Source organism: uncultured Peptoniphilus sp. (assembly GCF_946998875.1).
GTDB lineage: Bacteria > Bacillota > Clostridia > Tissierellales > Peptoniphilaceae > Peptoniphilus_A.
On the sequence record NZ_CAMQAY010000001.1, the window covers coordinates 84,168 to 110,283 of the forward strand.

The following is a 26,116-nucleotide window of genomic DNA, read 5'->3' on the forward strand; positions in this document are numbered from 1 at the left end:
AATGAATATTTTAGTTTGTATAAAAGAAGTGCCTGATGATTCAGTTGCAGTTTCTGTCCAAGGGGACAGAGCTGCAATAGACTCCATCACACCTGTTGTTAATGCCTTTGACACTTACTCCCTAGAAATGGCTGTAAGGTTAAAGGAAGAAGTTGAAGGACAAGTAACTGTTCTTTCTATTGGCGGTGAAGATGTTAAAAATTCACTTAAAAATTGTCTAGCTGTTGGAGCTGACAAGGCATACTTAGTAAAGCGTGATGATTATAGAAATCTTGACGCAAAGATGATTACAGAAATACTTATGGGCGCAAAGGAAAAATTGGAAGAAGAACTTGGCAAATTTGACCTTGTATGCTTTGGTAAAGAAACTACTGATGCTGAAGGCTCACAAGTTGGAGTTTACTTTGCCAATAAATCTGATCTTGGCGTTGTTACATCTGTTATTGAAATGAAATTAGATGGGGACAAACTTATCACTAAGCAAGAAATCGACGGTGGCTATAGAGAGATTGAAACAAAAACTCCATGCGTTGTTACTATTGCTAAGCCAGATTATGAACCAAGATACCCTACTATAAAGTCAAAGATGGCTGCAAGAAGACAAAAGATTGAAGACTTTGAAGTTACTTGTGACTCTAGTCTAACTCTTGAAGAGATTAAGGACTTTGAACCTAAGAAGAGGGAAGCTGGAGTTAAGATTAACGAAGAAGAGCCAGAAGATAGCGTAGCAAAGGCTATTGCAATTATGAAGGAACAAAAGGTTTTATAGGAGGAAAAGATGAAAAATATATTAACTTATATAGAAATTAAAGAGGGTGCTCCTATTAAACTTTCTTTAGAAGCTCTTTCTAAGGCAAGTGAAATTGCAATTGAAAAAGGAAATAAATCCCTTGCCTTAATTACAGAAGAATTAAAAGATGATGAATTAAATAAATTAAGATCAGCAGGAGCAAGTGATATTGTACTTGTAAAAAGAGATGCTTACAATATGGAAGACTTCTCAAATATTATTGTTGAAGTGGCTAAAAAATATGAATGTGAAGATGTCTTCATTCCAGGTACACTTGACGGCAAGGACTTGGCTCCAAATGTTGCTGCCACACTTGACACAGTTTCTATTACAAATGTAATGGAAATTAAATTTGAAGGAGAAGAAGTCCTTTATGTAAGTCCATCTTATGGGGCAACTGTTTTAACTGAATCAAAGCTAAATAAGGCTCCAAGAATTATCACAGTGAGAGCAGGATCCTTTGACAAGAGAGATGACCTAAGTGGCGCAGGAAATCTTGTAGAAGAAAACATTGATGAAGTGAAGGACATAAAGTCAATTATAAGAGATGTGGTAATGGCAGCAGGTGCTGAAATTAACCTTGAAGATGCCCCAGTAATCGTAACTTGTGGTAGAGGTGCATCATCTGATGAAATCTTCCCACTTGTTAAGGAACTTGCTGATGTCTTTGACGCTCCAATATCTGGCACAAGACCAGTAATTGACGATGGAGTTCTTCCAAAGGCTTCACAAATTGGCCAATCTGGTAAAATTGTTTCACCTGCTCTATATATTGGCTGTGGAGTTTCTGGCGCAGTGCAACATATTTCTGGCATGGAAAACTCTGGCTTTATCCTAGCAATAAATAAGGACGAAGATGCTCCTATATTTAATCTTGCTGATGTGGGAATAGTTGGAGACTGTAAAGTTATTCTTCCATTACTTATTGAAGAAGTGAAAAAAATTAAAGCTAACGCCTAGGTGATTTATGAATTATTTAAAGGAATTTGTAATACTGTGTGTTTGCTTAATGCTTGGAGTAGTAACTAGACATCTTATAAATTTCCCGATACCTGAAGCTGTTTATGGTATGATTTATCTTTTCATAGCCTTTGCTGTTGGAATTATTGAACCAGATGATGTAAAAAAGACTTCAAATGGAATTTTACAAAATTTGGCGATTTTATTTGTGCCAGCAGGCGTTGGCATTATAAATTCTTATGACGAGATAAGAGGAAAAGCTCTATTACTTATTGGTCTAGTAGTCCTTGGTACAGCTGTAACTATGGGACTTACTGGAAAAATTATAGAAATTCTACAAAGGAGGAAAAATGTTTAGCAATAAATATTTTGGCATCATTTTGACTTTTGCAACCTTTGAAATAGGCAAAATGATCAACAAAAAACTAAAAACTCCTTTGGCTAATCCCCTTCTAATATCCATTGCCCTATGTATTTTATTTTTAAAGGCGACGGGAATATCTTATGAAGATTATAAGCAAGGTGGAGACTTTATAATGTTCTTCATCGCTCCTGCCACAGTAGCAATGGTTGTTGATTTGTACGAAAATTTACCTGAACTTAAAAAGAATTTAATCCCAATTCTTTCAGGAACGGTACTTGGCTCATTTATTGCGGTATTTTTTGTGGTGTTTGTCTTTAGCATGCTTGGCATTGACAAAAATCTAGTTGTATCTGCAACTCCACAATCAATTACAACTGCAATTGCAATTTCTCTATCTGAAGAGTATGGCGGAGCTTCTGCTATTACTGCAGTTCTTGTAGTAGTAAGAGGAGTAACTGGTGCAGTTATTGCACCAATGGTAATTAAGCTCTTTAGAATAAAAGACCCAACAGCACAAGGTGTTGCCATTGGTACATCTTCTCACGCAGTTGGTACTTCTGAAGCGAGACTGCTTGGAGAAATTCAAGGTGCCATGAGTGGACTTTCTATTGCTGTGGCAGGTCTTGTGACTGTAATCCTAATGCCTCTTGCAATGAAAGTTATAGAGACCTTATATTAAGGCGAATGTTGTTTTAATTTATATAAATTTATTGACCTATTGTCTCCCTCAATAGGTCATTTCTTATTTCAAGATATCCGACTTAGTCGACAATGGTCTCTATTCGCTTGCACGGATGAGACTTGATCAAATTTCTGCAAGAAATTTCGATAAATCTGTGTTCCTTAATTTTCGCTGGATAAGATTTTTCATCAGCTCATGCTTTGCTAGTTCTCGCATTTGCTGTGGAAACCAAAAAAAGTAGCCTTATGGTTTTAGACTACTTTTTGTTTTTTTATTTAATTTATTTCAAGAAATCCGACTCACTCGACAATGCTCCCTATTCGGTCGCATCGTCTTCCTTCGCTGGATAAGATTTTTCATCAGCTCATGCTTCGCTAACGCTCGCATTTGCTGTGAAAACCAAAAAAACCGAGACGAGTCTCGGTTTTTCTTATCATTAAATTATTTTCTATTTTTTATTTCTTCTATTAAGTCTGGAACTATATTAAATAAATCGTCAACTATTCCGTAGGATGCTATGTCAAATATTGCTGCATCTGGGTCATTGTTGATGGCAATAATTGTTGCAGAATTTTCCATGCCCTTTGTGTGTTGGATGGCTCCAGAGATGCCAAGGGCAATGTATAGGTCTGGTTTTACTTGGACACCAGTTACGCCAACTTGAATATCTTTGTCGCACCAACCAAGGTCAACTACAGCTTTTGTTGCTCCAACTGCTCCGCCAAGGGCATCGGCAAGGTCTTCTACTAGGTGCCAGTTTTCTGGACCGCCAAGTCCTCTGCCGCCAGATACAACTACCTTTGAATTAAGAAGTTTATCGAGAAGTGGATTTATGTCAGTTTTTTCGAATTCAACAAATTTTGTCTTTACATATTCTTCGCTTAGTCCAGCTTCTTCTTTTATTATTTCAACTTGTCTTTTTTCATCACGAGGAGCTTCTACGAAAGAGCCTCTTCCAATGGTAGCCATCATTGTTTCAGATAAAATTCTTACATCGCAGAATAATTTTCCATCAAAGGAAGGTCTTATCCACTTGATGTCAGCCTTATCTTCTGTTAGTTCAACAGCTGAGCAATCGGCAACAAGTCCAACATGTCTTTTTGCTGAAACTCTACCTGCCAAGTCACGACCATTGTGGCTTGCTGGCAGCATTACAATTGCTGGATCGTATTTTTCCATTAGGGCTTCCAAAACTTTTGCATAGCCTAAGGTATTGTAATTTTCTAAAAGTTCGTCATCTACTTTTACTACCCTGTCGGCACCGTAGTAGCCTGATTCCTTTGCAAGCTCGTCATTTTTGTAGCCAATTTCAATAGCTACAAGTTCTTTATTTAATTCATCAGAAAGTTCTCTTGCCTTTGACATAGTTTCTTTAGTAATAAGTGAAAGTGAACCTTCTGAAGTTTCGTTTACTACCCAAATATTTCCTTTTTTCATTTTATCACCTACACTAATACTTTCTTATCTTCTAAGATCTTAATGACTTCTTCTATATTTTCCTTGGCAGATCCCTTATCAATAAGGTTTCCTGCTTCAGATTTTCTTGGAGCGGACAAATCTTTTACAATTGTAAGAGAGCCCTTTTGTCCAAGTTTTTCAAGGTCAAGTCCAAGAGAAGATGGAGTCATTTCGTGAATTTCTTTTTCTTTTGCAATGGCGCTTCTCTTTAGGGCAAACTTTGAAGGTTTATTTACAGAGCCTTTAAGTGCAGATGCCACAAAAGGAGTTGAAAGTTTTACAGTTTCAATACCTGTGCCAATATTTCTCTTAACTTCAAATTCGCCGTCTACATAGTTAATGTCTGAGACATAAGTTACTTGGTTCATGCCAAGTCTTTCTGCAACTTGGGGACCAACTTGTCCAGTGTCGCCGTCCATAGTTTGGTCGCCAGTAAAGATTATGTCGTAGTCTCCAATGGATCTTGCTGCTTCAGCTAGGGCATAGGAAGTTGCTATTGTGTCAGAACCCTTAAATTCAAGTCCTGCCAAGAGATAAGCTTCTTCTGCACCCATTTGGATACATTCACGCAAATATTTTTCTGCAGAAGGTGGTCCCATAGTTAGGACATCAATCTCAACATCTTCTTCTACTTGTTCTGATATATTTAATGCAAATTTCAAGCCGCATAAATCAGATGGATTTATTATAGTTTTAATTCCATCTCTAATTAGGTTATTAGTTTCTGGATCGATTCTCGCATTAGTTGTGTCAGGAACAGTTTTCATTAGTAATAATATTTTCATAGTTCCTCCTAAAATTATTTTTCATTATAAGTATATCATACCCCAAATTTACCAAAGTATAAATATTTTTTAGCCTTTTAAATATCCTTGTTTTCTCATTTAAAGATATTACCGTATTTATAACTTTACAACAAATCTTATAAAATTTAGCATATAATTCTAATTGATAAATGAAATCAAAAAAGGAGGATTATATATGGATCAAATAAAAAAAATGTCAGCAGGCCATGATTTTTTAAAGCTTTTAGGAAGAACTAAGCTTAGGCCAGGTGGAGGAATAGTTACTAAATGGCTTTTAAGCCAAGTTAGTATTAATGAATACTCAAAGGTGTTAGAAGTTGCTTGCAATCAAGGAGATAATTTGATTAGTATTTTTAACGATAGCAAGTGTGAAATTAAAGGTATAGATATAGATTTAGATGTTGTAGAGAAATGTGTTGATAATTTAAAAATATTAGGTCTTGAAGATAAGATTGATGTTGTTCAAATGGATGCAAAAAACTTAAAATTCAATGACCAATCCTTTGACTTAGTCCTAAATGAAGCCATGTTAACTATGCTTCAAGATGAGGACAAAAGGTTGGCTCTAAAAGAATATTATAGAGTTTTAAAACCTGAGGGAAAGTTAATAATTCATGATGTTTCTATTGATAAGGACGACGAAGATCTGATAAAAAAAGTTTCAGTTATGGCTAACATTAATGCGAAACCTCTTACTAAATTTGGATGGGTAGAACTATTGGAAGAATGTGGTTTTGAAGTTGAGGCTGAAAAACATGGCAAATTTTTATTATTAGATAAGGAAACAATTATAAGGGATGAAGGCCCTATGAGGGCAATAGAGTTTTATAAAAATGCTAGCAAGGAGGAGTTTAAGGAAAGGATTGATACAATGACAAAAAGATCTTCTAATGGAGATATGAATTACATTGGAATTATTGCGAAAAAAGGAAATTAAAAGTGAAAAAAATAAATAAAAAAATATGCATAACTTTAGCTTTAATAATGTTAGTCTCACTGTTCACAGGGTGCAATGGTGAAAAGGATATAAATGCAAAGGAAAACAAGAATCAAAAAGCGGAAGTTGCCGAAAATACTGCAGAAGGAAGTCACAAAATTGTGGACCATGCAGGTCATGAGGTTGAAGTTCCTAATAATATCCAAAGGATAGTTATAGATCAAATACCAATACTTTCGACTTATGCAGCATATCATGGTGGAAAAGCTCCCTATATAGTAGGGTATGCAGGTTCCCTGAAGGAAGTTATTTCTGATACTGTTTTAAAGGACATGGCACCAGAACTTCTTGATGCGACAAATACAGTTCAGGCTCAGTCTGATATTAACACTGAAGAAATAATAAAGCTTAAACCCGATGTAATTTTTTACAATGCAAAAAATAATGAACACTATGAAGCCCTATCTAAGACAGGAATTCCTTGCGTTGGATTTGCAACAATAGGTGGAGACACACCAGCTGATCCTATAAACAGGTATAAAGAGTGGTTAAAACTTCTTGAAGATGTATTTGGCGAAAAGGGAAAGATGGATGATTTCCTAAAGGCTGGTGACGACATTGTTAATGATGTTGAAGAAAGAATTGCCAAGGTACCTGAAAATCAAAGACCTTCTGCCATGATTCTATGGAAGTACATGCAGGGTACTCCAATTGTAGCTGGCAAGGGTGTATTTGGCGACTTTTGGCTTCAAAGATTAAAGGTTAAGAATGTTGCGGAAGAAACTAAGGGATTTGCTAAGACAAATGTGGAACAAATTTATTCTTGGAATCCAGAGATTTTATTTTTAGATGGTCCTGGCCTTTTAGATATAAAAACTAAAGATGTTTATAACAATTCAGTTGAAGGAATAGATTTTTCAAACTTAATTGCAGTGAAGAATAAACGAGTTTACAATACAAAACTTGGGATGTGGAATTGGTTTACCCCAAATCCTGATGGGCCCCTTGTATTAGCTTGGCTTGCTAAATCAACTTATCCTGATTATTTTAAAGATTATGATTTAAAGGAGAAAATAAAAGAATATTACAAGCAATGGTACAAGTATGATCTAACAGATGAAGAAATTGAGGATATGTTTAATATATGATAAAGGATTATTGTATCAAGAATGGGAAAATCAAGAGCTACACCTATATTCTATTGATAATCTTGCCGGTTCTTTGCAGTATATTTGCCTTAAGCATTGGGAGAATGAATTTGAAGGTAGGAGACATTTTTAATTTGTTTTTGGATTTAATTTCAAAAACAAATTTGGATCCCATGCTTGAGTCAGTAGTAATAAACATTAGGCTGCCGAGGATTTTCACTGCCCTAATAGTTGGAAGTGGACTTACTTGTGCAGGGATTGCCTTTCAGGCATTATTTTCTAACCCGCTTGCAACACCAGACATACTTGGTGTTACAAGTGCCTCAAGCCTTGGTGCCATAATAGGAATACTCCTATCTAAAAACACAATGGAGATACAAGTTTATTCGCTATTGATGGGTTTGTTTTCTATTTTTATTACCTTAAAGCTAGTGAAGGAAGCAAGAACTTCTATGATTATGCTAGTTTTGTCAGGGCTGATTATGTCATCTCTTGCCAATGCCTTTAGTTCCCTATTAAAGTACACAGCAGATCCAACAGACAAGCTCCCGCAAATAACCTATTGGTTAATGGGATCTTTTGGAAGGGCATCTTATAAGAATTTAATTTTAGCTTCCCCAATTATTATTTTAAACATAATCTTCATATATAAGATGAGGTGGAGATTAAACATTTTATCTCTATCAGAAGATGAAGCTAGGTCCTTAGGTATTAATGTGAAAAGAACTAGATTATTCTTTATACTTGCCTCTACAATGATTACGGCAAGCTCTGTATCTTTATGTGGTCAAATTGGCTGGATTGGTTTAATAATACCCCACATAGCCAGGATGCTAGTAGGAGCCAATAATATTTACACACTGCCCTTTGGAATTAGCATAGGTGCTGGCCTAATGGTGATTATTGAGGCCTTGTCAAGGACAATATCTGTAATTGAACTTCCGATTTCAATATTAACGGCAATTATTGGTGCACCAATATTTATTGTTTTGCTTAGACAGACAGGGGGCAAGTTTAGATGAATTTAAAAGTTAAGAATGGATTTTTCTATTATAACAAGTCTACCTCTTTGCTTGAGGATGTAAATTTTGAGTTAATAGATTCTGATGTTCTTTCTATACTTGGACCTAATGGTGTTGGAAAGACAAGCTTAATAAAATGTATTATGGGATTGTTAAAATGGTCAAGTGGGACTACCCTTATTAATGGTGAAGATATTAAAAAGATGAAGGATAGGGAAATTTGGAATAAAATTTCTTACATTCCACAAAAAAGATATTTTGCATTTTCTTACACTGGTATTGAGATGGTTCTTTTGGGTGTGGCAAAAAACTTAAATTTATTTGAAGTGCCAAACAAAGGTGACATGGAGAAGGCCCAAGAAATAATGGATAAAATTGGGATAGGTCATTTGGCAAATAAAGATTGTAATAAAATGAGTGGTGGAGAGCTACAAATGGTTCTAATTGCAAGAAGTCTTTTGGGAAATCCAAGGATTTTAATTTTAGACGAACCAGAAAGTGGTCTGGACTTTAAGAATCAACTTATAATCCTTGAACTTTTAAAAAACTTAGGTGAGCAAGGGGTAATTGTAATATTAAACACTCATTACCCAGAGCATGCCTTGAGTATTTCGAACAAAAGCTTGCTTCTTACCTATGACAAAAAATACAAGTATGGAAATACTGGAGATATTTTAAATAAGAAAAACATAAGGGAAGCTTTTTCTGTAAATGTAGAAATTAACAATATAAAAGTTGGAGAAAGGTATTATAAAAATATTCTACCAATAAGTATAGTAGGTGAAAATGAAAAATATTGCAAAGAATAAAAAGATGACATTTGAAGAAATGATTGTTTTAAAAGATTTACACACAATTTCAAAAAAGATTTCAGATGGGAAAGATCACACCCTTATATTATTTTCCCTTTCTAGGGGAAGTGATATAAGTGGAGAATTTTATGATGAAGGAAAAATATATTTTTTGTTAGAAGGCAAATTAAAATTTAATGATATTTCTATAGGTAAGGGAGACTGTATTGCCTTTAATCCCAAGACTTTATTTAATATTTTTGCAATAGAGGATTCTTTTTTAATAGAAGTAACAATTTCAGGAAAGGAGTATAAAATGGAAAATTTAATAAAGGGAGAAATAATCAACTTAAAGGATTCTATTTCATATGTTGATGGAGCTATTTCAAATATAGATATAGTTTCAAAAGAAAATTTGAAAATTATGGTAATGGCATTTGACAAGGGAGAAGGGCTCAGCCCACATAGTGCTCCTGGGGATGCTTTGGTAATACCTTTAGAAGGAGAAGCTATTTTAAGTGTTGGAGATAAAAGCTATGAAATTAAGGTGGGAGAACAATTAGTATTTCCAAAAAACATTGAGCACAGTGTAAGGGCAAAGACTAAGTACAAAATGCTTCTGATATTGTCCATTGATTAATAAGGAGTAAAGCTTAAATTCCCATCTATTAATCATGGTTTATAAATGACTAGGTTGGAATATTTGTCTTAAAACATTTGGTAATCATATATTTTACTTTTAGGTAAACTAGATTTTGAAATTCCTCCTATTTTTAGAATGACCTAGGTCATTTGATTCCTATAGTTTGTTTTTGCAAAACATACTAGGTTTCAAATGGCCCTTTTTTATGCAAATTTATAAAATCTACAAGGAGATATTTTTTAAAAGGTTAAGATACTCAAAATATCTTTCAGAAATTACATATAAAATCTTTTAAGTGTATTATAATAAAGAGTAAGGATTATTTATTTTCAAATAATTAATTTAATAGAAAGGAAGAAAAAATGAAAAATTTAAAGTTTAAAAAATTCCTAAGCCTGCTTTTAATTTTTACAATGTTTGCAGGAATTTTAGGTGGATGCGGTAAAAAAGATGCCACAGAAAAAAATACGGAAGCAAAAAATGTTTCTACAGAAGAAAAAGTTGCTACAAAAGATGAGGCTGGAAGCCACAAGATAGTGGACCACGCAGGTCACGAAGTTGAGGTGCCAAATAAAATTGAAAAGATTGTAATTGACCAAGTGCCAATTCTTTCAACTTATATGGCATACAATGAAGGCAAGGCTCCTTACATCGTGGGCTATGCTGGTTCTCTTAAACAAGTAATTTCAAATACAGTTTTAAAGGACATGGCACCAGAACTTTTAGATGCTACTAACACAGTTAAGGGTCAATCAGATTTAAATGTGGAAGAAATTATGAAGTTAAAGCCAGATGTAATTTTCTACAATGCAAAAAACCAAGACAGATACGAAAAATTATCAAAGACTGGCGTGCCATGTATTGGCTTTGTAACTATGGGGGCAGACACTCCAGCTGACCCAATAAATAGGTATGGAGAGTGGCTAAAGCTTCTTGAAGATGTCTTTAATGAAAAGGGAAAGATGGATAATTTCTTGGCAGCTGGAAATGAAATTGTAAAAGATGTTGAAGAAAGAATTGCAAAGGTTCCTGATGAAAAAAGACCAAGCGGCATGATCCTTTGGAAGTATCAAGAAGGCACTCCAATTGTTGCCGGCAAGGGAACTTTTGGCGACTTTTGGCTAAAGAGACTAAAGGTAAAAAATGTGGCAGAAGAAGCAAAGGGCTATGCAAAGGTAAATGTGGAACAAATTTATTCTTGGAATCCAGATGTATTTTATCTTGACGGACCTGGTCTTTTAAATATTAAGACAGAAGATGTCTACAACAATTCTGTAGAGGGTTTTGATTTTTCTAACTTAAAATCTGTTAAGGACAAGAGAGTTTACAACTCAAAGCTTGGCATGTGGAACTGGCTTACACCAAACCCAGACGCGCCACTTGTTCTTGCATGGCTTGCAAGCGAAACTTATCCAGATGCCTTTAAGGACTACGACTTGAAGAAAGTTATTAAAGACTACTACCAAAAATGGTATAATTATGAACTTACTGATGAGCAAATCGAGGACATGTTTAATATATGATAAAAAAATATTGCACTAGAGATGACGGGAAACTCCGTCTCTCTGTGTATCTTATTTTATTCATTCTTCCCATAGTCTGTGCAGTCCTTGCACTTTCTATGGGCAGGATGAAGGTAAATATTTCTGAAATAATAAATTTATTTAAAAATTACATATTAAGAAGAGACTTGGACCCTATGATGGAGTCCTTAATTTTTAAGATAAGGCTGCCAAGGATTCTCACTGCCCTAATAGTGGGCGCAGGTCTTACTGTGGCAGGCATTGCCTTTCAAGCTCTCTTTTCAAATCCATTGGCGACACCAGATATTTTGGGAGTTACAAGTGCATCAAGCCTTGGGGCAATTATTGGGATTTTACTTTCCCTTGGCACTATGGGCATTCAAGTTATTGCACTTTTAACTGGCCTTATTTCAATTTTTATCACCATAAATCTTGTAAGGCGAGATGAGGCCTCCATTGTCATGTTAGTCTTGGCTGGGATTATTGTATCTTCTCTTGCCAATGCCTTTAGCTCCCTATTAAAGTACACAGCCGACCCCATGGACAAGCTGCCACAAATTACTTATTGGCTAATGGGTTCCTTTGGCAGGACCTCTTACAAGAATTTAGTCTTGGCAGGGCCCCTCATTTTAATTTCAATTTTTGTAATTTATAAAATGAGATGGAGCTTAAATCTCCTTTCTCTATCAGAAGAGGAGGCAAGGTCTCTTGGTTTAAATGTTAAGAGGACTAGATTTATTTTTATACTGGCCTCAACAATAATCACTGCATCTAGCGTATCAATTTGCGGACAAATTGGTTGGATTGGCCTTATCATTCCTCATCTTGTTAGGATGCTCATTGGGGCAAATAATCTATACACTCTGCCCTTTGGCATAAGCTTTGGCGCAGGATTTATGGCCCTAATTGAAGCCCTGTCAAGGACAGTTTCTGTAATTGAGCTTCCAATTTCAATTCTTACTGCAATTATTGGAGCACCAATTTTTATAATGCTCATGAGAAGGTCTGGAGGAATATTTAAATGAAATTAGAAGTTTCCAAAGGATTTTTTAAATTTAAAAAAACAGATTATATTTTAAAGGACATAAATTTTTCTCTAGAGGAGGGTGATGTCCTTTCAGTTCTTGGACCAAATGGAGTGGGAAAGACAACTCTCATAAAATGTTTGATGGGACTTCTTCCTTGGACCAGTGGCGAAACTTTTATTGATGGGAAAAATATTTCTTCAATGAAGGAAAGAGAAGTCTGGTCAAAAATTTCCTACATCCCACAAAAGAGAAATTTTTCCTTTTCCTACACTGGACTTGAAATGGTCCTCTTTGGGTCGACTTCATCTTTAAATATTTTTGAAAGACCTAGCCAAAAAGAAATTGAGAGGGCGAGGGAAGTCATGAAGATGATAGGGATAGACCATCTCGCAGACAAGCTTGCCAATGAAATGAGTGGCGGAGAACTTCAAATGCTTTTAATAGCCAGAAGCCTTGTCAAGGAGCCAAAAATGATTATTTTAGACGAGCCAGAAAGCGGTCTTGACTACAAAAACCAAATTATTATTTTAGATTTAATAAAAAAACTTTCTGAAAGTGGAGTGATTATTGTCATGAACACCCACTATCCAGAGCACGCCCTAAAAATTTCCAACAAATGTCTTCTATTAAATTACGACAAGACTTATAAGTTTGGAGAGACTAGAGAAGTTTTAAATGGAGAGAATTTAAAAAAATCTTTTTCTGTTGAGGTGAAGATAGAAAAAATTTCTGTGGACGGCAAAGATTACGAGAGTATAATTCCTCTTGGCATAGAAGATGAAAATTTAAAATAGAAAATATAGTGGAAGAGAAGTATGGAGGTCATACTTCTTTTTTTATTATACAGGGGAATTTAAGATTAAAAAGATTATATATTTAAAAATCCCAGGTTTTTGCGGGTATAGATAAATTGATAGAGAATATCAAATAAACTTTAAAAATATAAGGAGGACAATATGTCACAAATAGGAAAGAAAATACCTGAGTTTAAAACTATGGGCTATGCCCCTAGCAAGGAAGAGTTTGTAGAGGTTTCTAACAAGGACCTTGAAGGCAAGTGGACAGTTTTAATGTTCTACCCTGCTGATTTTACTTTTGTATGTCCAACTGAACTTGAAGACATGCAAGAACAATATGGAAAGTTAAAGGAACTTGGAGCTGAAGTTTACTCTATGTCAACTGACACTCACTTCGTTCACAAGGCATGGCATGACCACTCTGAAGCTATTAGTAAGCTTGAGTTCACAATGCTGGCTGACCCCCACAAGTCAATTGCAAGGGACTTTGATGTACTTGATGAAGAAGCAGGTCTTGCACAAAGGGCTACTTTTATAATTGATCCAGATGGTGTGATCCAAACTTTGGAAATCAATGCAGATGGCATTGGCCGTGATGCAAGTCAAGTTATTGACAAGATTCGCGCAGGACAATTTGTAAGAAACAATCCTGGCCAAGTATGTCCAGCAAAATGGAAGCAATCTGGCAAGACTTTGACTCCAGGACTAGACCTAGTTGGCAAGATCTAATGTTAGATCAAAATTTAAAAAATCAGGTTGCTGAATATTTTAAGCTTCTTGAAAGGGAAGTTGTAATTTCAGTAGACCTTGATGATACAGAAAATTCAAGGGACTTAAAAAAGTTCTTAGATGAGCTAGGGGGACTTTCTGACAAAATAAAAATAAAGGAGGGGGACCTAAAGTTTAAGCCAAGCTTTAGCCTTTCATCAGATAGTAGTAGTGGAATCAATTTCGCGGGCATACCCCTTGGACACGAGTTTGAGTCCTTCATACTTGCCATCCTACAAGTTGGGGGTCGCCCACCAAAGATTGATGACAAGACTAGGGAAAGAATTATGGCAATAGAGGATGAAATGAATTTCGAAACCATGGTCAGCCTATCTTGCCACAACTGCCCTGAAGTAGTTCAGTCCCTAAATATTATGGCAGTCCTAAATCCAAAGATCTCCCACACAATGGTTGACGGGTCTGTCTTCACTGACTATGTTGAAGACCTTGGTGTACTTGCAGTGCCAACAACTTATGTAAATGGAGAAGTCTTTAACAGTGGAAAAATTTCCTTAAATGAAATCTTAAATAAGATAAAGAAGGAAGAAGTTGACCTAAGGCTTGAAGAAAAACCTATTTATGACTGCCTGGTAATAGGTGGAGGCCCTGGTGGGGCGACAGCAGCCATCTATGCAGCGAGAAAGGGGATAAGGACTGCCCTTGTAGCCGAGGAATTTGGCGGTCAAGTAAAGGAAACTCTTGCCATAGAAAATATTACGGGCATAGCCTACACAGAGGGGCCCAAGTATATGGAGGATGTCAAGGCACATCTTGACAAGTACAAGGTAGAAGTCATTGAAGGACTATCAGTTACAAGCATAGAGAGAGACGAGAAGTTAAAGATCCTAACAGATAAAGGAAATCTCTTCGCAAGGACTATTGTTATAGCTACAGGTGCTAAGTGGAGGCTCATTGGCATTCCTGGAGAAATTGAATTTAGGAACAAGGGCGTGGCCTACTGTACTCACTGTGATGGTCCCCTATTTAGGGGCAAGAAGGTTACAGTAATTGGTGGAGGAAACTCTGGCATAGAAGCAGCCATAGACCTTGCCAGCATAGCAAGAGAAGTCCTAGTCCTAGAATTTTTGCCTGAATTAAAGGCAGATAAGCTTCTCCAAGACAAGCTTAGGGAATTTAAAAATGTAAAAATAGTTACTAATGCAGAAACTCAAGCCCTAAGTGGGGAAAAGTTTCTTGAAAAAATCACCTACAAGGACAGGGTCTCTGGACAAGTTATAGAAGAAGCCACTGACGGATGCTTTATCCAAGTTGGTCTTGTGCCAATGACTGAATGGCTTGACCTTGTTGAAAAGAATCCTCGCGGCGAAATAATTGTAGATGAATTTGGAGCAACAAATGTTGAAGGAATTTATGGGGCAGGGGACTGCACTAACTCAGCCTTCAAACAAATTGTAATTGCAGAGGGATCAGGTGCTACAGCAGCCCTTGGTGCCTACAATTATTTAATGACTAAGGGAAATTGAAGTTTCTATTAAAAAGAAGTATGGGCGACCTACTTCTTTTTTTCTTGTCTTGGATTTTTAAAGTCTATATTTTTCATAAAAAATTTTCTAAGAATCTTTATATATAATAGAAAAAAATCTTATATAATAGAAAAAATATCTTATATATTAGAAAAAAATAAAAAATATTTGTAAAAATTTTTGTCAAAGGAAATTTTTCTAGCAAAATTATTTATTTTTATATGGAAAAAATTTGTCTAGGAGAAAAATAAAATTTTTCTAAAAAATTTTTAAAAAAATGTGTATTTTCCCTTTACAAGTGGCTTTATTTGTTATATAATACCAGAGCGTTTAAAAAAGAATGTTGCGATGAAGTCATAAGTTGCTTGAAACTTTGCCGAAAAAAAGGAGTTTCGAGGTAATTATGACGGAGAAGTCCAAGCTGGACTTGGGCGCGGGTTATTTTTTTCAGACGGACCCATTGATACACAAGGGTGCGTTTATCGATAACCCCATTCGCAAGTAAGGCTTTAGCGAATAGGAGGTAAATATGTCTAACAAAGGCAAACAAAAAATCAGAATTAAACTTAAAGCTTATGATCACGAATTACTTGATAATTCAGCACTAAGAATTGTTGATGCTGCTAAAAAGAGCGGTGCAGAAGTTTCTGGACCAATTCCTCTTCCAACAGAAAAGGAAATCATCACAATTATAAGAGCTGTACACAAGTATAAGGATTCAAGAGAACAATTTGAGCAAAGAACTCACAAGCGTCTAATTGATATACTAAATCCTACACAAAAAACTGTAGATTCACTTATGAAGTTAAATCTACCAGCTGGTGTAGATATAGAAATTAAACTTTAAAACTTTGCTTTATATGACTTCTAACTTAGAAGTCCGCTGTAAATATTAGGAGGTGCAACATGAAATATTTAGTAGGTAAAAAAATTGGCATGACCCAAATTATCGATGAAGAGGGTATTGTCACTCCTGTCTCAGTTATTGAAGTAGAACCAAATGTTGTTGTGCAAAAGAAAACTATTGAAAGTGATGGCTATAATGCTATCCAAGTTGCAACACATGAAGTTAAGGAAAAGAAACTTAACAAACCTGAGAAGGGACATTTCGACAAGGCAGGCGTAGGATATAGAAAACATCTTTCTGAATTCAGAACTGATGAAGTTGAATCTTATAACCTTGGAGATGAAATAAAGGTAGATTTATTTGAAGTTGGAGAACACATTGATGTTGTTGGAACTTCAAAGGGTAAAGGAACTGCTGGTCTTATTAAACGTCACAACTTCGGTCGTGGTAGAGAAACTCACGGTTCTAAATTCCACAGAATGCCAGGTGGTATGGGTGCTGCTTCTTATCCAGGAAAAGTATTCAAGAACCACAGAATGGCTGGTAAAATGGGTAACGAAAGAGTTACTGTTCAAAACCTTGAAATTGTTAGAATAGATACAGATAAAAATTTAATTTTAGTTAAGGGTGCTATTCCAGGACCTAAGAAGGGAACTGTTAGAATTAAAAGCACTACTAAAATGGCTAAATAAGATAGGGAGGTAAAGAAATGCCTAAAATTCAAATGATTGACATTAAGGGAAATCCTGTTGAAGAAGTCGAACTAAATGAAGGGCTATTTGATGCTCCTGTAAGCACTCATGCTGTTTATTTAGTTGTTAAAAATATTTTGGCTAATAAAAGACAAGGTACTCACTCTGCTAAGACTCGTGCTGAAGTGCGTGGCGGCGGAAGAAAACCTTGGAGACAAAAGGGAACTGGTCGTGCAAGACAAGGTTCCATTAGATCACCTCAATGGAGAGGTGGCGGAGTTGTTTTCGCTAAGAAACCAAGAGATTACTCTTACACAACTCCTAAGAAAGCTAGAAGAGCTGCTCTTAGATCAGTTCTTACTACAAAATTACAAGATGGTGAAATAATCCTTGTTGACAAATTAACTATGGAAGAACCAAAGACAAAGATTTTCGCCAACATCTTAAAGGATATTAAGGCAGAAGGAAAGGCTCTTGTAGTTGTTAATGACGACGAAAAAGATGTTCAAAGAGCTGCAAAAAATATCGCTGGTGTAAAGACATCAAGAGCTACTGATATTAATGTTTATGATTTATTGAAATACGATAACTTAATTATCACTAAGGCTGCACTTGATGTTGTTGAGGAGGTTTTTAACTGATGAATAAATTTGACATTATTAAAAGACCTTTAGTTACTGAACAAAGTATGGACATGATGGCAGACAAGAAATACACTTTTGAAGTGCCAAAGGATGCCACTAAACCTGAAATCAGAGCAGCTGTTGAAGAAATCTTCGGCGTTAAGGTTGAAAAAGTATATACAATGAATATGCGTGGAAAATTAAAAAGACAAGGAGTTCATCAAGGAAGACGTCCTTCATGGAAAAAGGCTATAGTTAAACTTACTGATGACTCAGAACCAATAGAATTTTTTGATTCTATTTGATAAGTAGGAGGTATTAAAATGGCGATTAGAGGATTTAAACCTACAACTCCTGCCCGTAGAAAGATGACTGTTGCTACATTTGAAGAGATTACAAAGACTACACCTGAAAAATCTCTTTTAGTTAGCATGAGCAAAACTGCCGGTAGAAATTCACAAGGTAGAATTACTAGTAGACACAGAGGCGGCGGAGTTAAGAGAAAATATAGAATTATAGATTTAAAAAGAGATAAAGATAATATTCCTGCAAGAGTAAAAGCTATTGAATATGATCCATATAGAACTGCTTACATTGCACTTTTATCTTACGCTGATGGTGAAAAGAGATACATCCTTCAACCAAACGGACTTAAAGTTGGCGATGTAATCGAATCTGGATCAGACGCAGATATTAAAGTTGGTAATGCACTAATGCTTGCTGACATTCCAGTTGGTACTACAGTTCACAACATCGAAATGACTCCTGGTAAGGGCGGTCAAATTGCAAGATCTGCTGGATCATCAGCTCAACTTATGGCAAAAGAAGGAAAATATGCTCAACTTAGACTTCCTTCAGGTGAATTTAGATTACTAAATCAAAGATGTAAGGCAACTATTGGACAAGTTGGAAATATTTCTCATGAACTTATCACACTAGGTAAGGCAGGTAAGAGCAGATATCTTGGAAATAGACCTCATGTTAGAGGATCTGCAATGAACCCTGTTGATCACCCTCATGGTGGTGGGGAAGGTAGAACTCCAGTAGGTAGACCTTCACCAATGACTCCTTGGGGCAAGAAAGCTCTAGGACTTAAGACTAGAAAGAAATCTAAAAAATCTGATATGTATATAGTAAGAAGAAGAACTAAGTAATCGGAGGGTATAATGAGTAGATCAATAAAAAAAGGACCATTTGCTGATGAACACCTTCTAAAGAAGGTTGACGAGCTTAATGAAAAAAATGAAAAGAAAGTAATTAAAACTTGGTCTCGTCGCTCAACTATTTTCCCTGAATTTGTTTCACACACAATTGCTGTTCATGACGGCAGAAAACATGTGCCAGTATATATTACTGAAGACATGGTAGGACATAAATTAGGTGAATTTGTTCCAACAAGAACATATAGAGGCCACGGTGGCAAGAGCGAAAAGAGCACAACAGTTAAATAAGGAGGGTTAAAATGCAAGCACAAGCAATTGCAAAATATGTAAGAATATCACCTCTTAAGGTGAATTATATTTGCGCTGAAATACGCGGCAAAAGCGTTGATGAGGCCCTCTCTATTTTAAAGTTTACTAATAAGAGGGGAGCTCATGAACTCTATAAGGTACTAAAATCAGCTGTAGCTAATGCTGAAAACAACCTTAATTTAGACAGAAGCGATCTTTATGTGAAGAAAGCATACGCTAATGACGGACCTACTATGAAGAGATTTCGTCCTAAGGCTAAGGGTATGGCTTATCCAATCCTTAAAAGATCAAGTCACATTGGCGTTGTAGTAGCAGAAAGAGAGTAAGGAGGTAGAGAATGGGCCAAAAAGTAAACCCACATGGACTTCGTGTTGGAGTAATCAAAGATTGGGATTCAAAATGGTATGCAGACAAGAAAAATTTTGCCGATCTTTTAGTTGAAGACAACAATATTAGAAAATATGTTAAGAAAAAACTCTATACTGCAGGTATTTCAAAAATTGAAATCGAAAGAGCTGCTAACAGAGTTAAAGTTTCAATTCACACAGCTAAACCAGGTATGGTAATTGGTCGTGGTGGCGCTGGAGTTGAAGAACTTAGAGCTGAAATTGAAAAGCTAACAAATAAATCTGTTGTAATAAATGTTGAAGAAATTAAAAACCAAGATTTAGACGCACAAATCGTTGCAGAAGCTATTGCTGAATCTCTTGAAAGAAGAGTTGCATTTAGACGTGCAATGAAACAAGCAATTCAAAGAACTATGCGTCAAGGAGCTCTTGGTATTAAGACTTCTGTATCAGGCCGTCTTGGTGGAGCTGATATGGCAAGAACTGAAGGTTATTCTGAAGGAACTATTCCTCTTCAAACATTAAGAGCTGATATCGACTACGGTTTCGCTGAAGCTGATACTACTTATGGTAAGCTTGGCGTTAAAGTTTGGCTTTATAAGGGCGAAGTTCTTCCTGAACTAAAAGAAGATTCAAGAAGAAAACCTAGAGATAATAGAGACAATAGAGATAACAGAAATCGCAAGAGACGCGATAATAGAAACAATAATTTTAATAGAAATAATAGAAGAGACAATAAAAATAAAGAGTCTTAAAGAAGGGAGGAATAGTCATGTTGATGCCTAAGAGAGTAAAATATCGTAAAGTTCACAGAGGCAGAATGAAGGGCAAGGCTATGCGTGGTAATGAGCTTGCATACGGCGAATATGGTATAAAAGCTTTAGAACCTTGTTGGATAACTTCAAATCAAATAGAAGCAGCACGTCGTGCTATGACAAGATATATTCGTAGAGGTGGAAATATCTGGATTAAGATTTTCCCAGACAAACCTGTTACTGAAAAACCTGCTGAAACTCGTATGGGTTCCGGTAAAGGTGCTCCAGAGTATTGGGTTGCAGTAGTTAAGCCAGGAAGAATTTTATTTGAAATGGGCGGTGTTTCTGAAGATGTTGCAAGAGAAGCAATGAGACTTGCATCTATGAAACTCCCTGTGAGAACTAAATTCGTTATGAAAGATAAGGATGGTGACTCAAATGAAGGCTAATGAAATTCGCAAGATGTCAAGCGAAGATTTAAATAACAAAGTTATTGAACTTAAAAATGAACTTTTTAATTTGAGATTCAGATTGGCCACTGGTCAACTTGACAATCCATCAAGTATTAAAAGTGTTAAAAGAGATATAGCAAGAGTTAAAACGATCATTAGAGAACGTGAACTTGAAGTTGGAAAGGAGGCTTAATCTCATGGAAAGAAATTCAAGAAAAACTATAACAGGAATTGTAGTAAGCGATAAAATGGATAAGACTATTGTAGTTCAAACTGAAACTTTAAAAACTCATCCAATTTACAAAAAGAGATTTAAGAAGACTACTAAATTCAAGGCTCATGATGAAAATAATGAATGTGGTATTGGTGATCGCGTAAAACTTATGGAAACTAGACCACTAAGTAAAGATAAAAGATGGAGACTTGTAGAAATTATTGAAAAGGCTCAATAATTTTAACTTGAAAGGAGAATAACATGATTCAACAAGAAACAAGATTGCGTGTTGCTGACAATTCAGGTGCAAGAGAACTATCTGTAATTAAAGTCCTTGGTGGAACTAATAGAAAGACAGCTTCTATCGGAGATATTGTAGTGTGTTCTGTAAAGAATGCAACACCCGGTGGCGTTGTCAAAAAAGGCGCTGTTGTAAAAGCAGTTATTGTTAGAACAAACAAGGGTATCAGCAGAAAAGACGGATCTTACATTAGCTTCGATGATAATGCTGCTGTTGTAATTAAAGATGATAGAAGCCCTGTTGGCACTCGTATTTTTGGACCTGTAACTAGAGAACTAAGAGCTGGAAACTTTATGAAGATTATTTCTCTAGCTCCGGAAGTACTATAATTTGGAGGTGTAATATGAAAATTAAAAAAGATGACATCGTAAAAGTTATAGCCGGAAAAGATAAAGGCAAAACTGGTAAAGTCCTAAGAACAATTCCTAAAAAAGATTTAGTAGTTGTTGAAAAGGTAAATATTGTTACTAAACACATTAAACCTAGAGGACCTCAAAACCCAGGTGGAATAGAAAAAATGGAAGCTCCAATTCACGTATCTAATGTTATGTACTTTGACAGTGCATCAGGAAAGGCTACAAGAATTGGTTATAAATTTGAAGACGGAAAAAAAGTTAGATATGCAAAGTCTAGCGGAAAGAACATTAAATAGGGGGTAGAATAATGACTTCAAGATTACAAGAAAAATATAAGACAGAAGTTGTGGGCCACCTAATGGAACGTTTCAACTATAGAAATGTTATGGAAGTACCGAAACTTGAAAAAATCACTATTAACATTGGTCTTGGTGAAGCTAAGGATAACCACAAGGCTCTTGAATCAGCAGTAGAAGAACTTACTACTATAGCTGGTCAAAAGGCTGTTGTTACTAAAGCAAGAAAATCAATTGCCAACTTTAAACTTCGTGCAGGACAAAATGTTGGTGTTAAAGTTACTCTAAGAGGTCAAAGAATGTATGAATTCTTAGATAAATTAGTGAATGTTGCTCTTCCAAGAGTAAGAGACTTTAGAGGTGTTAAACCTACTGCTTTTGATGGTAGAGGAAACTATGCCCTTGGTCTTAAAGAACAACTTATCTTCCCTGAAATTGAATATGATAAGGTTGACGCTATTAGAGGAATGGACATCATTATTGTAACTACTGCTAATACTGATGAAGAAGCTAAAGAATTCCTAGATAAAATGGGAATGCCTTTTGCTAAGGCTTAAGGAGGTACATTGTGGCAAAAAAATCAATGATTGCAAAACAAAAGAGGAAACAAAAGTATTCTTCTCGTGAATATACTAGATGTAAAATTTGTGGAAGACCACATTCTGTTTTACAAAAATACGGAATATGTAGAATATGCTTTAGAGAACTTGCGTACAAGGGACAAATTCCTGGCGTAAGAAAAGCTAGCTGGTAAAAGCCTTAGATGAAAGGAGGCAAACTGATATGATGACAGACCCAATTGCAGATATGCTATCAAGAATTAGAAATGCAAATAATGCAAGACACAAATCTGTTGATATTCCTTGCTCAAAAATCAAAAAAGAAATTGCTCAAATTCTTCTTGATGAGGGCTATATTAAAGGATATGATGTTGTTGAAGACGACAAACAAGGAATGATCAAGATTGATCTTAAATATTCTCTTGACGGAGAAAAAGTTATCTCTGGATTAAAGAGAATATCTAAACCGGGACTTAGAGTTTATGTTAAGTGCGAAGATGTTCCTAAAGTTCTTGGAGGACTAGGAATTGCAATTATCTCTACATCTAAGGGAATAATTACAGATAAAAAAGCAAGACAAGATAAAGTTGGCGGAGAGGTAATCTGCTACGTTTGGTAATTTGGAGGTGAAAAATGTCAAGAATTGGCAAAAAACCTATTGAAATCCCAAAGGGCGTTGATGTTAAAATTGACGGTCAAACAGTTACTGTTAAGGGACCAAAGGGTGAACTAACACAATCTTTCGATAAAGATTTAAAAATAGAATTAAATGACGGAGTTCTCACTGTAGAAAGACCAAATGAAATTAAAAAAATTAAGGCACTTCACGGTTTAACTAGAACTCTAATCTACAATATGATAATTGGCGTTACAGAAGGTTATTCAAAATCTCTTGAAATAATCGGAACTGGATACAGAGCTGCTAAGAAGGGAAAAATTCTTTCTCTTAACTTAGGCTTCTCACATCCTCTTGATCTTGAAGATCCTGAAGGTATTGAAGTAGAAGTTCCTGCTCCAAACTCAATTATCGTAAAGGGCAATGACAAACAACAAGTTGGCGCTTATGCTGCTTTCATTAGAAGCTTCAGAGAACCTGAACCATATAAGGGTAAAGGTATCAGATACACTGATGAACATGTAAGGCGTAAAGTTGGTAAGACTGGTAAGTAAGGGAGGAGAATTTAAGTGTTAAAAAAGATTAATAAAAATGAAAACAGAATAAAAAGACACAAAAGACTTAGAAATCATATCTCCGGTACTGCTATGAGACCAAGACTTTCAGTTTACAGATCATCAAAGCATATTTATGCTCAAATTATTGATGATGAGGCTGGTAACACTTTATTAAGTGCATCAACTCTTGATAAGTCATTAAATATAGAAAACACTGGAAATATTGAAGCGGCAAAGGCTGTTGGCACTTCTATTGCTAATAAGGCAAAAGAAAAGGGCATTGAAGAAGTTGTTTTTGATAGAAGTGGTTATGTATATCACGGAAAAATCAAAGCACTTGCTGAAGCAGCTAGAGAAGCTGGACTAAAATTCTAAGAAGGAGGAAGTAATGGAGCGTTCATTAATAAATGCGGCAGAACTTGATCTTGAAGAAAGAGTTGTATCTATAAACAGAGTTGCCAAAGTAGTTAAGGGTGGTAGAAACTTTAGATTCTCAGCTCTTGTAGTAGTTGGCGACAAAAACGGACACGTTGGTGTAGGTACAGGTAAAGCTCTTGAAGTTCCTGAAGCTATAAGAAAAGCAACACAAGATGCTAAAAAACATCTTATTAAAGTAAACCTACTAAATACTTCTATTCCTCATCAAGTAACTGGAATTTATGGTGCAGGTAGAGTTTTCTTAAAACCAGCAAGAGAAGGTACAGGAGTTATCGCAGGCGGTGCAGTTCGTGCTGTTTGTGAACTTGCAGGTATTACAGATATTCGTACTAAAAATATTGGTACAAACAATCCAAGAAACACAGTTAATGCAACTATTGATGGTTTAAGACAACTTAAAACTGTTGAATCTGTTGCTAGACTTAGAAATAAATCAGCGGATGAAATTTTAGGATAGGAGGAAAATCATGTCTACAATTAAAATTAAACTTGTTAAAAGTCCTATCGGCAAAGTACCTAAACACAGAAAAACAATAAAAGCACTTGGATTTACTAAGTTAAACCAAGTTGTTGAAAAAAATGATACACCTCAAATCAGAGGTATGTTAAAGCAAGTCGATTATATGATCGAAGTAGTAGAATAAGGAGGTGTACCTAATGAAGTTACATGACTTAAGACCTAATGAAGGCGGCGGAGTTAAAGCTAGAAAAAGAGTAGGTCGTGGAATAGGTTCCGGTACTGGCAAAACATCTGGCAAGGGTCACAAGGGACAAAATGCTAGAAGTGGCGGAGGAGTAAGACCTGGATTTGAAGGTGGACAAATGCCACTATTTAGACGTCTTCCAAAGAGAGGATTTACTAACATCTTCAAGAAAGAATATGCGGTTATTAACGTAGCAGATCTTAATGTATTTGAAGAAGGAACTGAAATCACTCCTGAATTCTTAATAGAAAATAAATTTATCAAAGCTGGTAAAGCTAAAGACGGAATTAGAATTTTGGGAGATGGTGAATTAAATGTTAAACTTACTGTAAAAGCTCAGCATTTCTCAAAATCTGCTAAAGAAAAAATTGAGGCTTGCGGAGGAAAGGCCGAGGTGATTTAATGCTATCCACTTTTAAGAGTGCATGGAAGGTTGAATCAATTCGTAAGAAGATGTTATTCACTTTATTCATGCTTCTACTTTATAGACTTGGATCACACATTGCCGTTCCTTATATGAACTCACAAGTTATTTCACAACTTATGAGTGGAGCAGGCGGATCAATTTTCTCCTTCCTAGATTTAATGGCAGGGGGTAACTTTAGACGTTTTACAATTTTTGCTGCTAACATTTATCCATATGTTACTGCATCAATCATTCTTCAACTTTTGACAATTGCCATTCCTTCATTGGAATCTCTTGCAAAGGAAGGGGAAACTGGTAGAAAGGCAATAGCTAAATATACTAGATATCTTTCTACTGCCATAGCTCTTGTTCAAGCAATTGGTTATACTTTTGGTTTCTTTAGAAAAGCTATCAATGCTACAAGTGCTATTGAATACACAACTATAATCCTATCAATAGTAGCAGGTACTTCTATACTTGTTTGGATAGGTGAACAAATAACTGAACATGGAATCGGAAATGGTATTTCAATTTTAATTTTTGCAGGTATTGTTTCAAGATTCCCAATTGATATAGCTCAATCTATTGCTCTTGTAAAGGCAGGCAAATCTAGCCCAATCTTCTTAGTGCTATTTGTAATAATTGCTATTGCAATTGTTGTATTTGTAGTAACACTTACGGAAGGTGAGAGACGAATCCCTGTGCAATATGCGAAGAGAGTTGTAGGAAGAAAGATGTATGGCGGACAAGCTACTCATATTCCTATTAAGGTTTTGATGACTGGTGTTATGCCAATTATCTTTGCAAACTCACTTCTTGCTATTCCAGCAACTATTGCTATGTTTACAAGTGAATCAACTAGGGTTTGGATTCAAAAATGGTTAACTCCTGCTGGAGGACCTGGAGCTGTGATTTATATAATATTTACTGTTATTCTTATTGTATTCTTCACATTCTTCTACACTACAATCCAATTCAACACTGTTGAATATTCTAAAAACCTTCAAGCTAATGGTGGTTTTATTAGTGGTATTAGACCAGGAAAACCTACAAGTGATTATTTAGGCAGAACTTTAAATAGATTGGTTATGCCGGGAGCAATTGCACTTTCTATACTTGCAGTTCTTCCAACTATACTAACACTTATTTCAGGTCTACAATTTAATTATGGTGGTACATCAATTATCATCGTAGTTGGTGTTGTACTTGAAATTCATAGAGTGCTAGAACAACAATTAATCATGAGAAATTATCGTGGTTTCTTAAAGAATAAATAGGA

38 protein-coding genes are annotated in these 26,116 nt (G+C 35.6%); 36 read left to right on the plus strand and 2 right to left on the minus strand.

Going from position 1 to position 26,116, the window contains the following annotated elements; genetic code table 11:
- Position 1 precedes the first annotated feature (1 nt).
- Genes Q0U74_RS00340 through Q0U74_RS00355 form a run of 4 tightly spaced genes read left to right on the plus strand, consistent with a single transcriptional unit; the run spans position 2 to position 2,793 of the window.
- Positions 2-769, plus strand: a complete 768-nt coding sequence (locus Q0U74_RS00340) for an electron transfer flavoprotein subunit beta/FixA family protein (protein WP_297391836.1) — start codon at positions 2-4, stop codon at positions 767-769.
- Between the two features lie 9 nt (positions 770-778).
- A complete protein-coding gene (locus Q0U74_RS00345) occupies positions 779-1,750 on the plus strand; it encodes an electron transfer flavoprotein subunit alpha/FixB family protein (protein ID WP_297391838.1) in 972 nt (323 codons plus the stop codon).
- Positions 1,751-1,757: 7 nt separating this feature from the next.
- Complete coding sequence (locus tag Q0U74_RS00350) at positions 1,758-2,108, plus strand: CidA/LrgA family protein (RefSeq protein WP_156700441.1); 351 nt, start codon at positions 1,758-1,760, stop codon at positions 2,106-2,108.
- Entirely contained in the window at positions 2,101-2,793 is a 693-nt protein-coding gene (locus tag Q0U74_RS00355; RefSeq protein ID WP_297391842.1) for an LrgB family protein, read from the plus strand. Before Q0U74_RS00350 ends, Q0U74_RS00355 begins: the two co-directional genes overlap by 8 nt.
- 444 nt (positions 2,794-3,237) lie before the next feature.
- Here Q0U74_RS00355 and Q0U74_RS00360 read toward each other — a convergent pair whose 3' ends face one another.
- Both Q0U74_RS00360 and Q0U74_RS00365 read right to left on the minus strand, forming a co-directional pair.
- Positions 3,238-4,233: an electron transfer flavoprotein subunit alpha/FixB family protein gene (locus Q0U74_RS00360; protein WP_297391843.1), complete on the minus strand. Its 996-nt coding sequence runs from the start codon at positions 4,231-4,233 to the stop codon at positions 3,238-3,240.
- A gap of 8 nt (positions 4,234-4,241) precedes the next feature.
- The gene (locus Q0U74_RS00365) at positions 4,242-5,039 is read right to left on the minus strand and encodes an electron transfer flavoprotein subunit beta/FixA family protein (protein WP_297391845.1); all 798 of its coding nucleotides are present in this window, start codon (positions 5,037-5,039) and stop codon (positions 4,242-4,244) included.
- A 196-nt stretch (positions 5,040-5,235) separates the two neighbouring features.
- Between Q0U74_RS00365 and Q0U74_RS00370 the strand changes: the two genes are divergently transcribed.
- The 32 genes from Q0U74_RS00370 to secY all read left to right on the plus strand — a co-directional run bounded on the left by Q0U74_RS00370 (position 5,236) and on the right by secY (position 26,114).
- Positions 5,236-5,997, plus strand: coding sequence for a class I SAM-dependent methyltransferase (locus Q0U74_RS00370; RefSeq protein WP_297391847.1), 762 nt, complete (start codon positions 5,236-5,238; stop codon positions 5,995-5,997).
- A gap of 2 nt (positions 5,998-5,999) precedes the next feature.
- Positions 6,000-7,145, plus strand: a complete 1,146-nt coding sequence (locus tag Q0U74_RS00375) for an ABC transporter substrate-binding protein (protein ID WP_297391849.1) — start codon at positions 6,000-6,002, stop codon at positions 7,143-7,145.
- Positions 7,142-8,167: an iron ABC transporter permease gene (locus tag Q0U74_RS00380; RefSeq protein WP_297391852.1), complete on the plus strand. Its 1,026-nt coding sequence runs from the start codon at positions 7,142-7,144 to the stop codon at positions 8,165-8,167. The genes Q0U74_RS00375 and Q0U74_RS00380 overlap by 4 nt, the downstream gene beginning before the upstream one ends.
- Positions 8,164-8,976 carry an ABC transporter ATP-binding protein gene (locus Q0U74_RS00385; protein ID WP_297391854.1) on the plus strand — a complete coding sequence of 271 codons (813 nt, stop codon included), beginning with the start codon at positions 8,164-8,166 and terminating at the stop codon, positions 8,974-8,976. Before Q0U74_RS00380 ends, Q0U74_RS00385 begins: the two co-directional genes overlap by 4 nt.
- Entirely contained in the window at positions 8,954-9,598 is a 645-nt protein-coding gene (locus Q0U74_RS00390; protein ID WP_297391856.1) for a cupin domain-containing protein, read from the plus strand. Before Q0U74_RS00385 ends, Q0U74_RS00390 begins: the two co-directional genes overlap by 23 nt.
- Positions 9,599-9,963: 365 nt before the next feature.
- Positions 9,964-11,124 carry an ABC transporter substrate-binding protein gene (locus Q0U74_RS00395; protein WP_297391858.1) on the plus strand — a complete coding sequence of 387 codons (1,161 nt, stop codon included), beginning with the start codon at positions 9,964-9,966 and terminating at the stop codon, positions 11,122-11,124.
- The gene (locus Q0U74_RS00400) at positions 11,121-12,149 is read left to right on the plus strand and encodes an iron ABC transporter permease (protein ID WP_297391859.1); all 1,029 of its coding nucleotides are present in this window, start codon (positions 11,121-11,123) and stop codon (positions 12,147-12,149) included. The genes Q0U74_RS00395 and Q0U74_RS00400 overlap by 4 nt, the downstream gene beginning before the upstream one ends.
- Positions 12,146-12,946 (plus strand): ABC transporter ATP-binding protein, encoded by an 801-nt coding sequence (locus Q0U74_RS00405; protein ID WP_297391861.1) that lies wholly within the window; start codon positions 12,146-12,148, stop codon positions 12,944-12,946. Before Q0U74_RS00400 ends, Q0U74_RS00405 begins: the two co-directional genes overlap by 4 nt.
- Positions 12,947-13,108: 162 nt before the next feature.
- The gene (gene ahpC / locus Q0U74_RS00410; RefSeq protein WP_019124995.1) at positions 13,109-13,678 is read left to right on the plus strand and encodes an alkyl hydroperoxide reductase subunit C; all 570 of its coding nucleotides are present in this window, start codon (positions 13,109-13,111) and stop codon (positions 13,676-13,678) included.
- Positions 13,678-15,201: an alkyl hydroperoxide reductase subunit F gene (ahpF, locus tag Q0U74_RS00415; protein WP_297392185.1), complete on the plus strand. Its 1,524-nt coding sequence runs from the start codon at positions 13,678-13,680 to the stop codon at positions 15,199-15,201. Before ahpC ends, ahpF begins: the two co-directional genes overlap by 1 nt.
- 529 nt (positions 15,202-15,730) lie before the next feature.
- Positions 15,731-16,048, plus strand: a complete 318-nt coding sequence (rpsJ, locus tag Q0U74_RS00420) for a 30S ribosomal protein S10 (RefSeq protein WP_005957385.1) — start codon at positions 15,731-15,733, stop codon at positions 16,046-16,048.
- A 59-nt stretch (positions 16,049-16,107) separates the two neighbouring features.
- Positions 16,108-16,740 (plus strand): 50S ribosomal protein L3, encoded by a 633-nt coding sequence (gene rplC / locus Q0U74_RS00425; protein ID WP_297391864.1) that lies wholly within the window; start codon positions 16,108-16,110, stop codon positions 16,738-16,740.
- Between the two features lie 17 nt (positions 16,741-16,757).
- Positions 16,758-17,381 (plus strand): 50S ribosomal protein L4, encoded by a 624-nt coding sequence (gene rplD, locus Q0U74_RS00430; protein WP_297391866.1) that lies wholly within the window; start codon positions 16,758-16,760, stop codon positions 17,379-17,381.
- Complete coding sequence (gene rplW, locus Q0U74_RS00435; protein ID WP_297391868.1) at positions 17,381-17,668, plus strand: 50S ribosomal protein L23; 288 nt, start codon at positions 17,381-17,383, stop codon at positions 17,666-17,668. Before rplD ends, rplW begins: the two co-directional genes overlap by 1 nt.
- Positions 17,669-17,686: 18 nt before the next feature.
- Positions 17,687-18,517 carry a 50S ribosomal protein L2 gene (gene rplB / locus Q0U74_RS00440; protein ID WP_297391870.1) on the plus strand — a complete coding sequence of 277 codons (831 nt, stop codon included), beginning with the start codon at positions 17,687-17,689 and terminating at the stop codon, positions 18,515-18,517.
- Positions 18,518-18,529: 12 nt separating this feature from the next.
- Positions 18,530-18,814, plus strand: a complete 285-nt coding sequence (gene rpsS / locus Q0U74_RS00445) for a 30S ribosomal protein S19 (RefSeq protein ID WP_019107919.1) — start codon at positions 18,530-18,532, stop codon at positions 18,812-18,814.
- 11 nt (positions 18,815-18,825) lie between these two features.
- Positions 18,826-19,161: a 50S ribosomal protein L22 gene (rplV, locus tag Q0U74_RS00450; protein ID WP_019124989.1), complete on the plus strand. Its 336-nt coding sequence runs from the start codon at positions 18,826-18,828 to the stop codon at positions 19,159-19,161.
- A gap of 11 nt (positions 19,162-19,172) precedes the next feature.
- Positions 19,173-19,937: a 30S ribosomal protein S3 gene (gene rpsC / locus Q0U74_RS00455; protein WP_297391873.1), complete on the plus strand. Its 765-nt coding sequence runs from the start codon at positions 19,173-19,175 to the stop codon at positions 19,935-19,937.
- 17 nt (positions 19,938-19,954) lie between these two features.
- A complete protein-coding gene (rplP, locus tag Q0U74_RS00460) occupies positions 19,955-20,386 on the plus strand; it encodes a 50S ribosomal protein L16 (protein WP_019124987.1) in 432 nt (143 codons plus the stop codon).
- On the plus strand, positions 20,376-20,582 hold the full coding sequence (rpmC, locus tag Q0U74_RS00465; protein WP_297391875.1) for a 50S ribosomal protein L29: 207 nt from the start codon (positions 20,376-20,378) through the stop codon (positions 20,580-20,582). The genes rplP and rpmC overlap by 11 nt, the downstream gene beginning before the upstream one ends.
- A gap of 4 nt (positions 20,583-20,586) precedes the next feature.
- Entirely contained in the window at positions 20,587-20,841 is a 255-nt protein-coding gene (gene rpsQ, locus Q0U74_RS00470) for a 30S ribosomal protein S17 (protein WP_019124985.1), read from the plus strand.
- A 23-nt stretch (positions 20,842-20,864) separates the two neighbouring features.
- A complete protein-coding gene (rplN, locus tag Q0U74_RS00475; RefSeq protein WP_019124984.1) occupies positions 20,865-21,233 on the plus strand; it encodes a 50S ribosomal protein L14 in 369 nt (122 codons plus the stop codon).
- A gap of 14 nt (positions 21,234-21,247) precedes the next feature.
- The gene (gene rplX, locus Q0U74_RS00480) at positions 21,248-21,556 is read left to right on the plus strand and encodes a 50S ribosomal protein L24 (RefSeq protein WP_019107912.1); all 309 of its coding nucleotides are present in this window, start codon (positions 21,248-21,250) and stop codon (positions 21,554-21,556) included.
- A gap of 11 nt (positions 21,557-21,567) precedes the next feature.
- Complete coding sequence (rplE, locus tag Q0U74_RS00485) at positions 21,568-22,113, plus strand: 50S ribosomal protein L5 (RefSeq protein WP_297391879.1); 546 nt, start codon at positions 21,568-21,570, stop codon at positions 22,111-22,113.
- Positions 22,114-22,124: 11 nt separating this feature from the next.
- A complete protein-coding gene (locus Q0U74_RS00490) occupies positions 22,125-22,310 on the plus strand; it encodes a type Z 30S ribosomal protein S14 (protein WP_005957510.1) in 186 nt (61 codons plus the stop codon).
- Positions 22,311-22,339: 29 nt separating this feature from the next.
- A complete protein-coding gene (gene rpsH / locus Q0U74_RS00495; protein WP_156700477.1) occupies positions 22,340-22,735 on the plus strand; it encodes a 30S ribosomal protein S8 in 396 nt (131 codons plus the stop codon).
- A 14-nt stretch (positions 22,736-22,749) separates the two neighbouring features.
- Positions 22,750-23,286, plus strand: coding sequence for a 50S ribosomal protein L6 (gene rplF, locus Q0U74_RS00500; protein ID WP_297391883.1), 537 nt, complete (start codon positions 22,750-22,752; stop codon positions 23,284-23,286).
- A gap of 15 nt (positions 23,287-23,301) precedes the next feature.
- Positions 23,302-23,664 (plus strand): 50S ribosomal protein L18, encoded by a 363-nt coding sequence (rplR, locus tag Q0U74_RS00505; protein WP_297391885.1) that lies wholly within the window; start codon positions 23,302-23,304, stop codon positions 23,662-23,664.
- Positions 23,665-23,677: 13 nt separating this feature from the next.
- Positions 23,678-24,184, plus strand: a complete 507-nt coding sequence (gene rpsE / locus Q0U74_RS00510) for a 30S ribosomal protein S5 (protein ID WP_297391887.1) — start codon at positions 23,678-23,680, stop codon at positions 24,182-24,184.
- Between the two features lie 10 nt (positions 24,185-24,194).
- The gene (rpmD, locus tag Q0U74_RS00515; RefSeq protein ID WP_297391890.1) at positions 24,195-24,371 is read left to right on the plus strand and encodes a 50S ribosomal protein L30; all 177 of its coding nucleotides are present in this window, start codon (positions 24,195-24,197) and stop codon (positions 24,369-24,371) included.
- A 13-nt stretch (positions 24,372-24,384) separates the two neighbouring features.
- Complete coding sequence (gene rplO / locus Q0U74_RS00520; protein WP_019107904.1) at positions 24,385-24,834, plus strand: 50S ribosomal protein L15; 450 nt, start codon at positions 24,385-24,387, stop codon at positions 24,832-24,834.
- Entirely contained in the window at positions 24,834-26,114 is a 1,281-nt protein-coding gene (gene secY, locus Q0U74_RS00525) for a preprotein translocase subunit SecY (protein ID WP_297391893.1), read from the plus strand. The genes rplO and secY overlap by 1 nt, the downstream gene beginning before the upstream one ends.
- Positions 26,115-26,116 lie beyond the last annotated feature (2 nt).

Coding starts and splice junctions, on each gene's coding strand:
- rpmC (WP_297391875.1), top strand. CDS start 20,376: ATGAAGGCTAATGAAATTCGCAAGATGTCAAGCGAAGATTTAAATAAC.
- rplF (WP_297391883.1), top strand. CDS start 22,750: ATGTCAAGAATTGGCAAAAAACCTATTGAAATCCCAAAGGGCGTTGAT.
- secY (WP_297391893.1), top strand. CDS start 24,834: ATGCTATCCACTTTTAAGAGTGCATGGAAGGTTGAATCAATTCGTAAG.
- rplE (WP_297391879.1), top strand. CDS start 21,568: ATGACTTCAAGATTACAAGAAAAATATAAGACAGAAGTTGTGGGCCAC.
- Q0U74_RS00340 (WP_297391836.1), top strand. CDS start 2: ATGAATATTTTAGTTTGTATAAAAGAAGTGCCTGATGATTCAGTTGCA.
- rpsJ (WP_005957385.1), top strand. CDS start 15,731: ATGTCTAACAAAGGCAAACAAAAAATCAGAATTAAACTTAAAGCTTAT.
- Q0U74_RS00385 (WP_297391854.1), top strand. CDS start 8,164: ATGAATTTAAAAGTTAAGAATGGATTTTTCTATTATAACAAGTCTACC.
- Q0U74_RS00350 (WP_156700441.1), top strand. CDS start 1,758: ATGAATTATTTAAAGGAATTTGTAATACTGTGTGTTTGCTTAATGCTT.
- ahpF (WP_297392185.1), top strand. CDS start 13,678: ATGTTAGATCAAAATTTAAAAAATCAGGTTGCTGAATATTTTAAGCTT.
- rplO (WP_019107904.1), top strand. CDS start 24,385: ATGAAGTTACATGACTTAAGACCTAATGAAGGCGGCGGAGTTAAAGCT.
- rpsQ (WP_019124985.1), top strand. CDS start 20,587: ATGGAAAGAAATTCAAGAAAAACTATAACAGGAATTGTAGTAAGCGAT.
- rpsE (WP_297391887.1), top strand. CDS start 23,678: ATGGAGCGTTCATTAATAAATGCGGCAGAACTTGATCTTGAAGAAAGA.
- rplV (WP_019124989.1), top strand. CDS start 18,826: ATGCAAGCACAAGCAATTGCAAAATATGTAAGAATATCACCTCTTAAG.
- Q0U74_RS00400 (WP_297391859.1), top strand. CDS start 11,121: ATGATAAAAAAATATTGCACTAGAGATGACGGGAAACTCCGTCTCTCT.
- rplW (WP_297391868.1), top strand. CDS start 17,381: ATGAATAAATTTGACATTATTAAAAGACCTTTAGTTACTGAACAAAGT.
- rpsS (WP_019107919.1), top strand. CDS start 18,530: ATGAGTAGATCAATAAAAAAAGGACCATTTGCTGATGAACACCTTCTA.
- Q0U74_RS00370 (WP_297391847.1), top strand. CDS start 5,236: ATGGATCAAATAAAAAAAATGTCAGCAGGCCATGATTTTTTAAAGCTT.
- Q0U74_RS00380 (WP_297391852.1), top strand. CDS start 7,142: ATGATAAAGGATTATTGTATCAAGAATGGGAAAATCAAGAGCTACACC.
- rpsC (WP_297391873.1), top strand. CDS start 19,173: ATGGGCCAAAAAGTAAACCCACATGGACTTCGTGTTGGAGTAATCAAA.
- Q0U74_RS00345 (WP_297391838.1), top strand. CDS start 779: ATGAAAAATATATTAACTTATATAGAAATTAAAGAGGGTGCTCCTATT.
- Q0U74_RS00365 (WP_297391845.1), bottom strand. CDS start 5,039: ATGAAAATATTATTACTAATGAAAACTGTTCCTGACACAACTAATGCG.
- Q0U74_RS00405 (WP_297391861.1), top strand. CDS start 12,146: ATGAAATTAGAAGTTTCCAAAGGATTTTTTAAATTTAAAAAAACAGAT.
- rpmD (WP_297391890.1), top strand. CDS start 24,195: ATGTCTACAATTAAAATTAAACTTGTTAAAAGTCCTATCGGCAAAGTA.
- rplN (WP_019124984.1), top strand. CDS start 20,865: ATGATTCAACAAGAAACAAGATTGCGTGTTGCTGACAATTCAGGTGCA.
- Q0U74_RS00395 (WP_297391858.1), top strand. CDS start 9,964: ATGAAAAATTTAAAGTTTAAAAAATTCCTAAGCCTGCTTTTAATTTTT.
- rplP (WP_019124987.1), top strand. CDS start 19,955: ATGTTGATGCCTAAGAGAGTAAAATATCGTAAAGTTCACAGAGGCAGA.
- rplB (WP_297391870.1), top strand. CDS start 17,687: ATGGCGATTAGAGGATTTAAACCTACAACTCCTGCCCGTAGAAAGATG.
- rplD (WP_297391866.1), top strand. CDS start 16,758: ATGCCTAAAATTCAAATGATTGACATTAAGGGAAATCCTGTTGAAGAA.
- Q0U74_RS00360 (WP_297391843.1), bottom strand. CDS start 4,233: ATGAAAAAAGGAAATATTTGGGTAGTAAACGAAACTTCAGAAGGTTCA.
- rpsH (WP_156700477.1), top strand. CDS start 22,340: ATGATGACAGACCCAATTGCAGATATGCTATCAAGAATTAGAAATGCA.
- rplX (WP_019107912.1), top strand. CDS start 21,248: ATGAAAATTAAAAAAGATGACATCGTAAAAGTTATAGCCGGAAAAGAT.
- Q0U74_RS00355 (WP_297391842.1), top strand. CDS start 2,101: ATGTTTAGCAATAAATATTTTGGCATCATTTTGACTTTTGCAACCTTT.
- Q0U74_RS00390 (WP_297391856.1), top strand. CDS start 8,954: ATGAAAAATATTGCAAAGAATAAAAAGATGACATTTGAAGAAATGATT.
- rplC (WP_297391864.1), top strand. CDS start 16,108: ATGAAATATTTAGTAGGTAAAAAAATTGGCATGACCCAAATTATCGAT.
- ahpC (WP_019124995.1), top strand. CDS start 13,109: ATGTCACAAATAGGAAAGAAAATACCTGAGTTTAAAACTATGGGCTAT.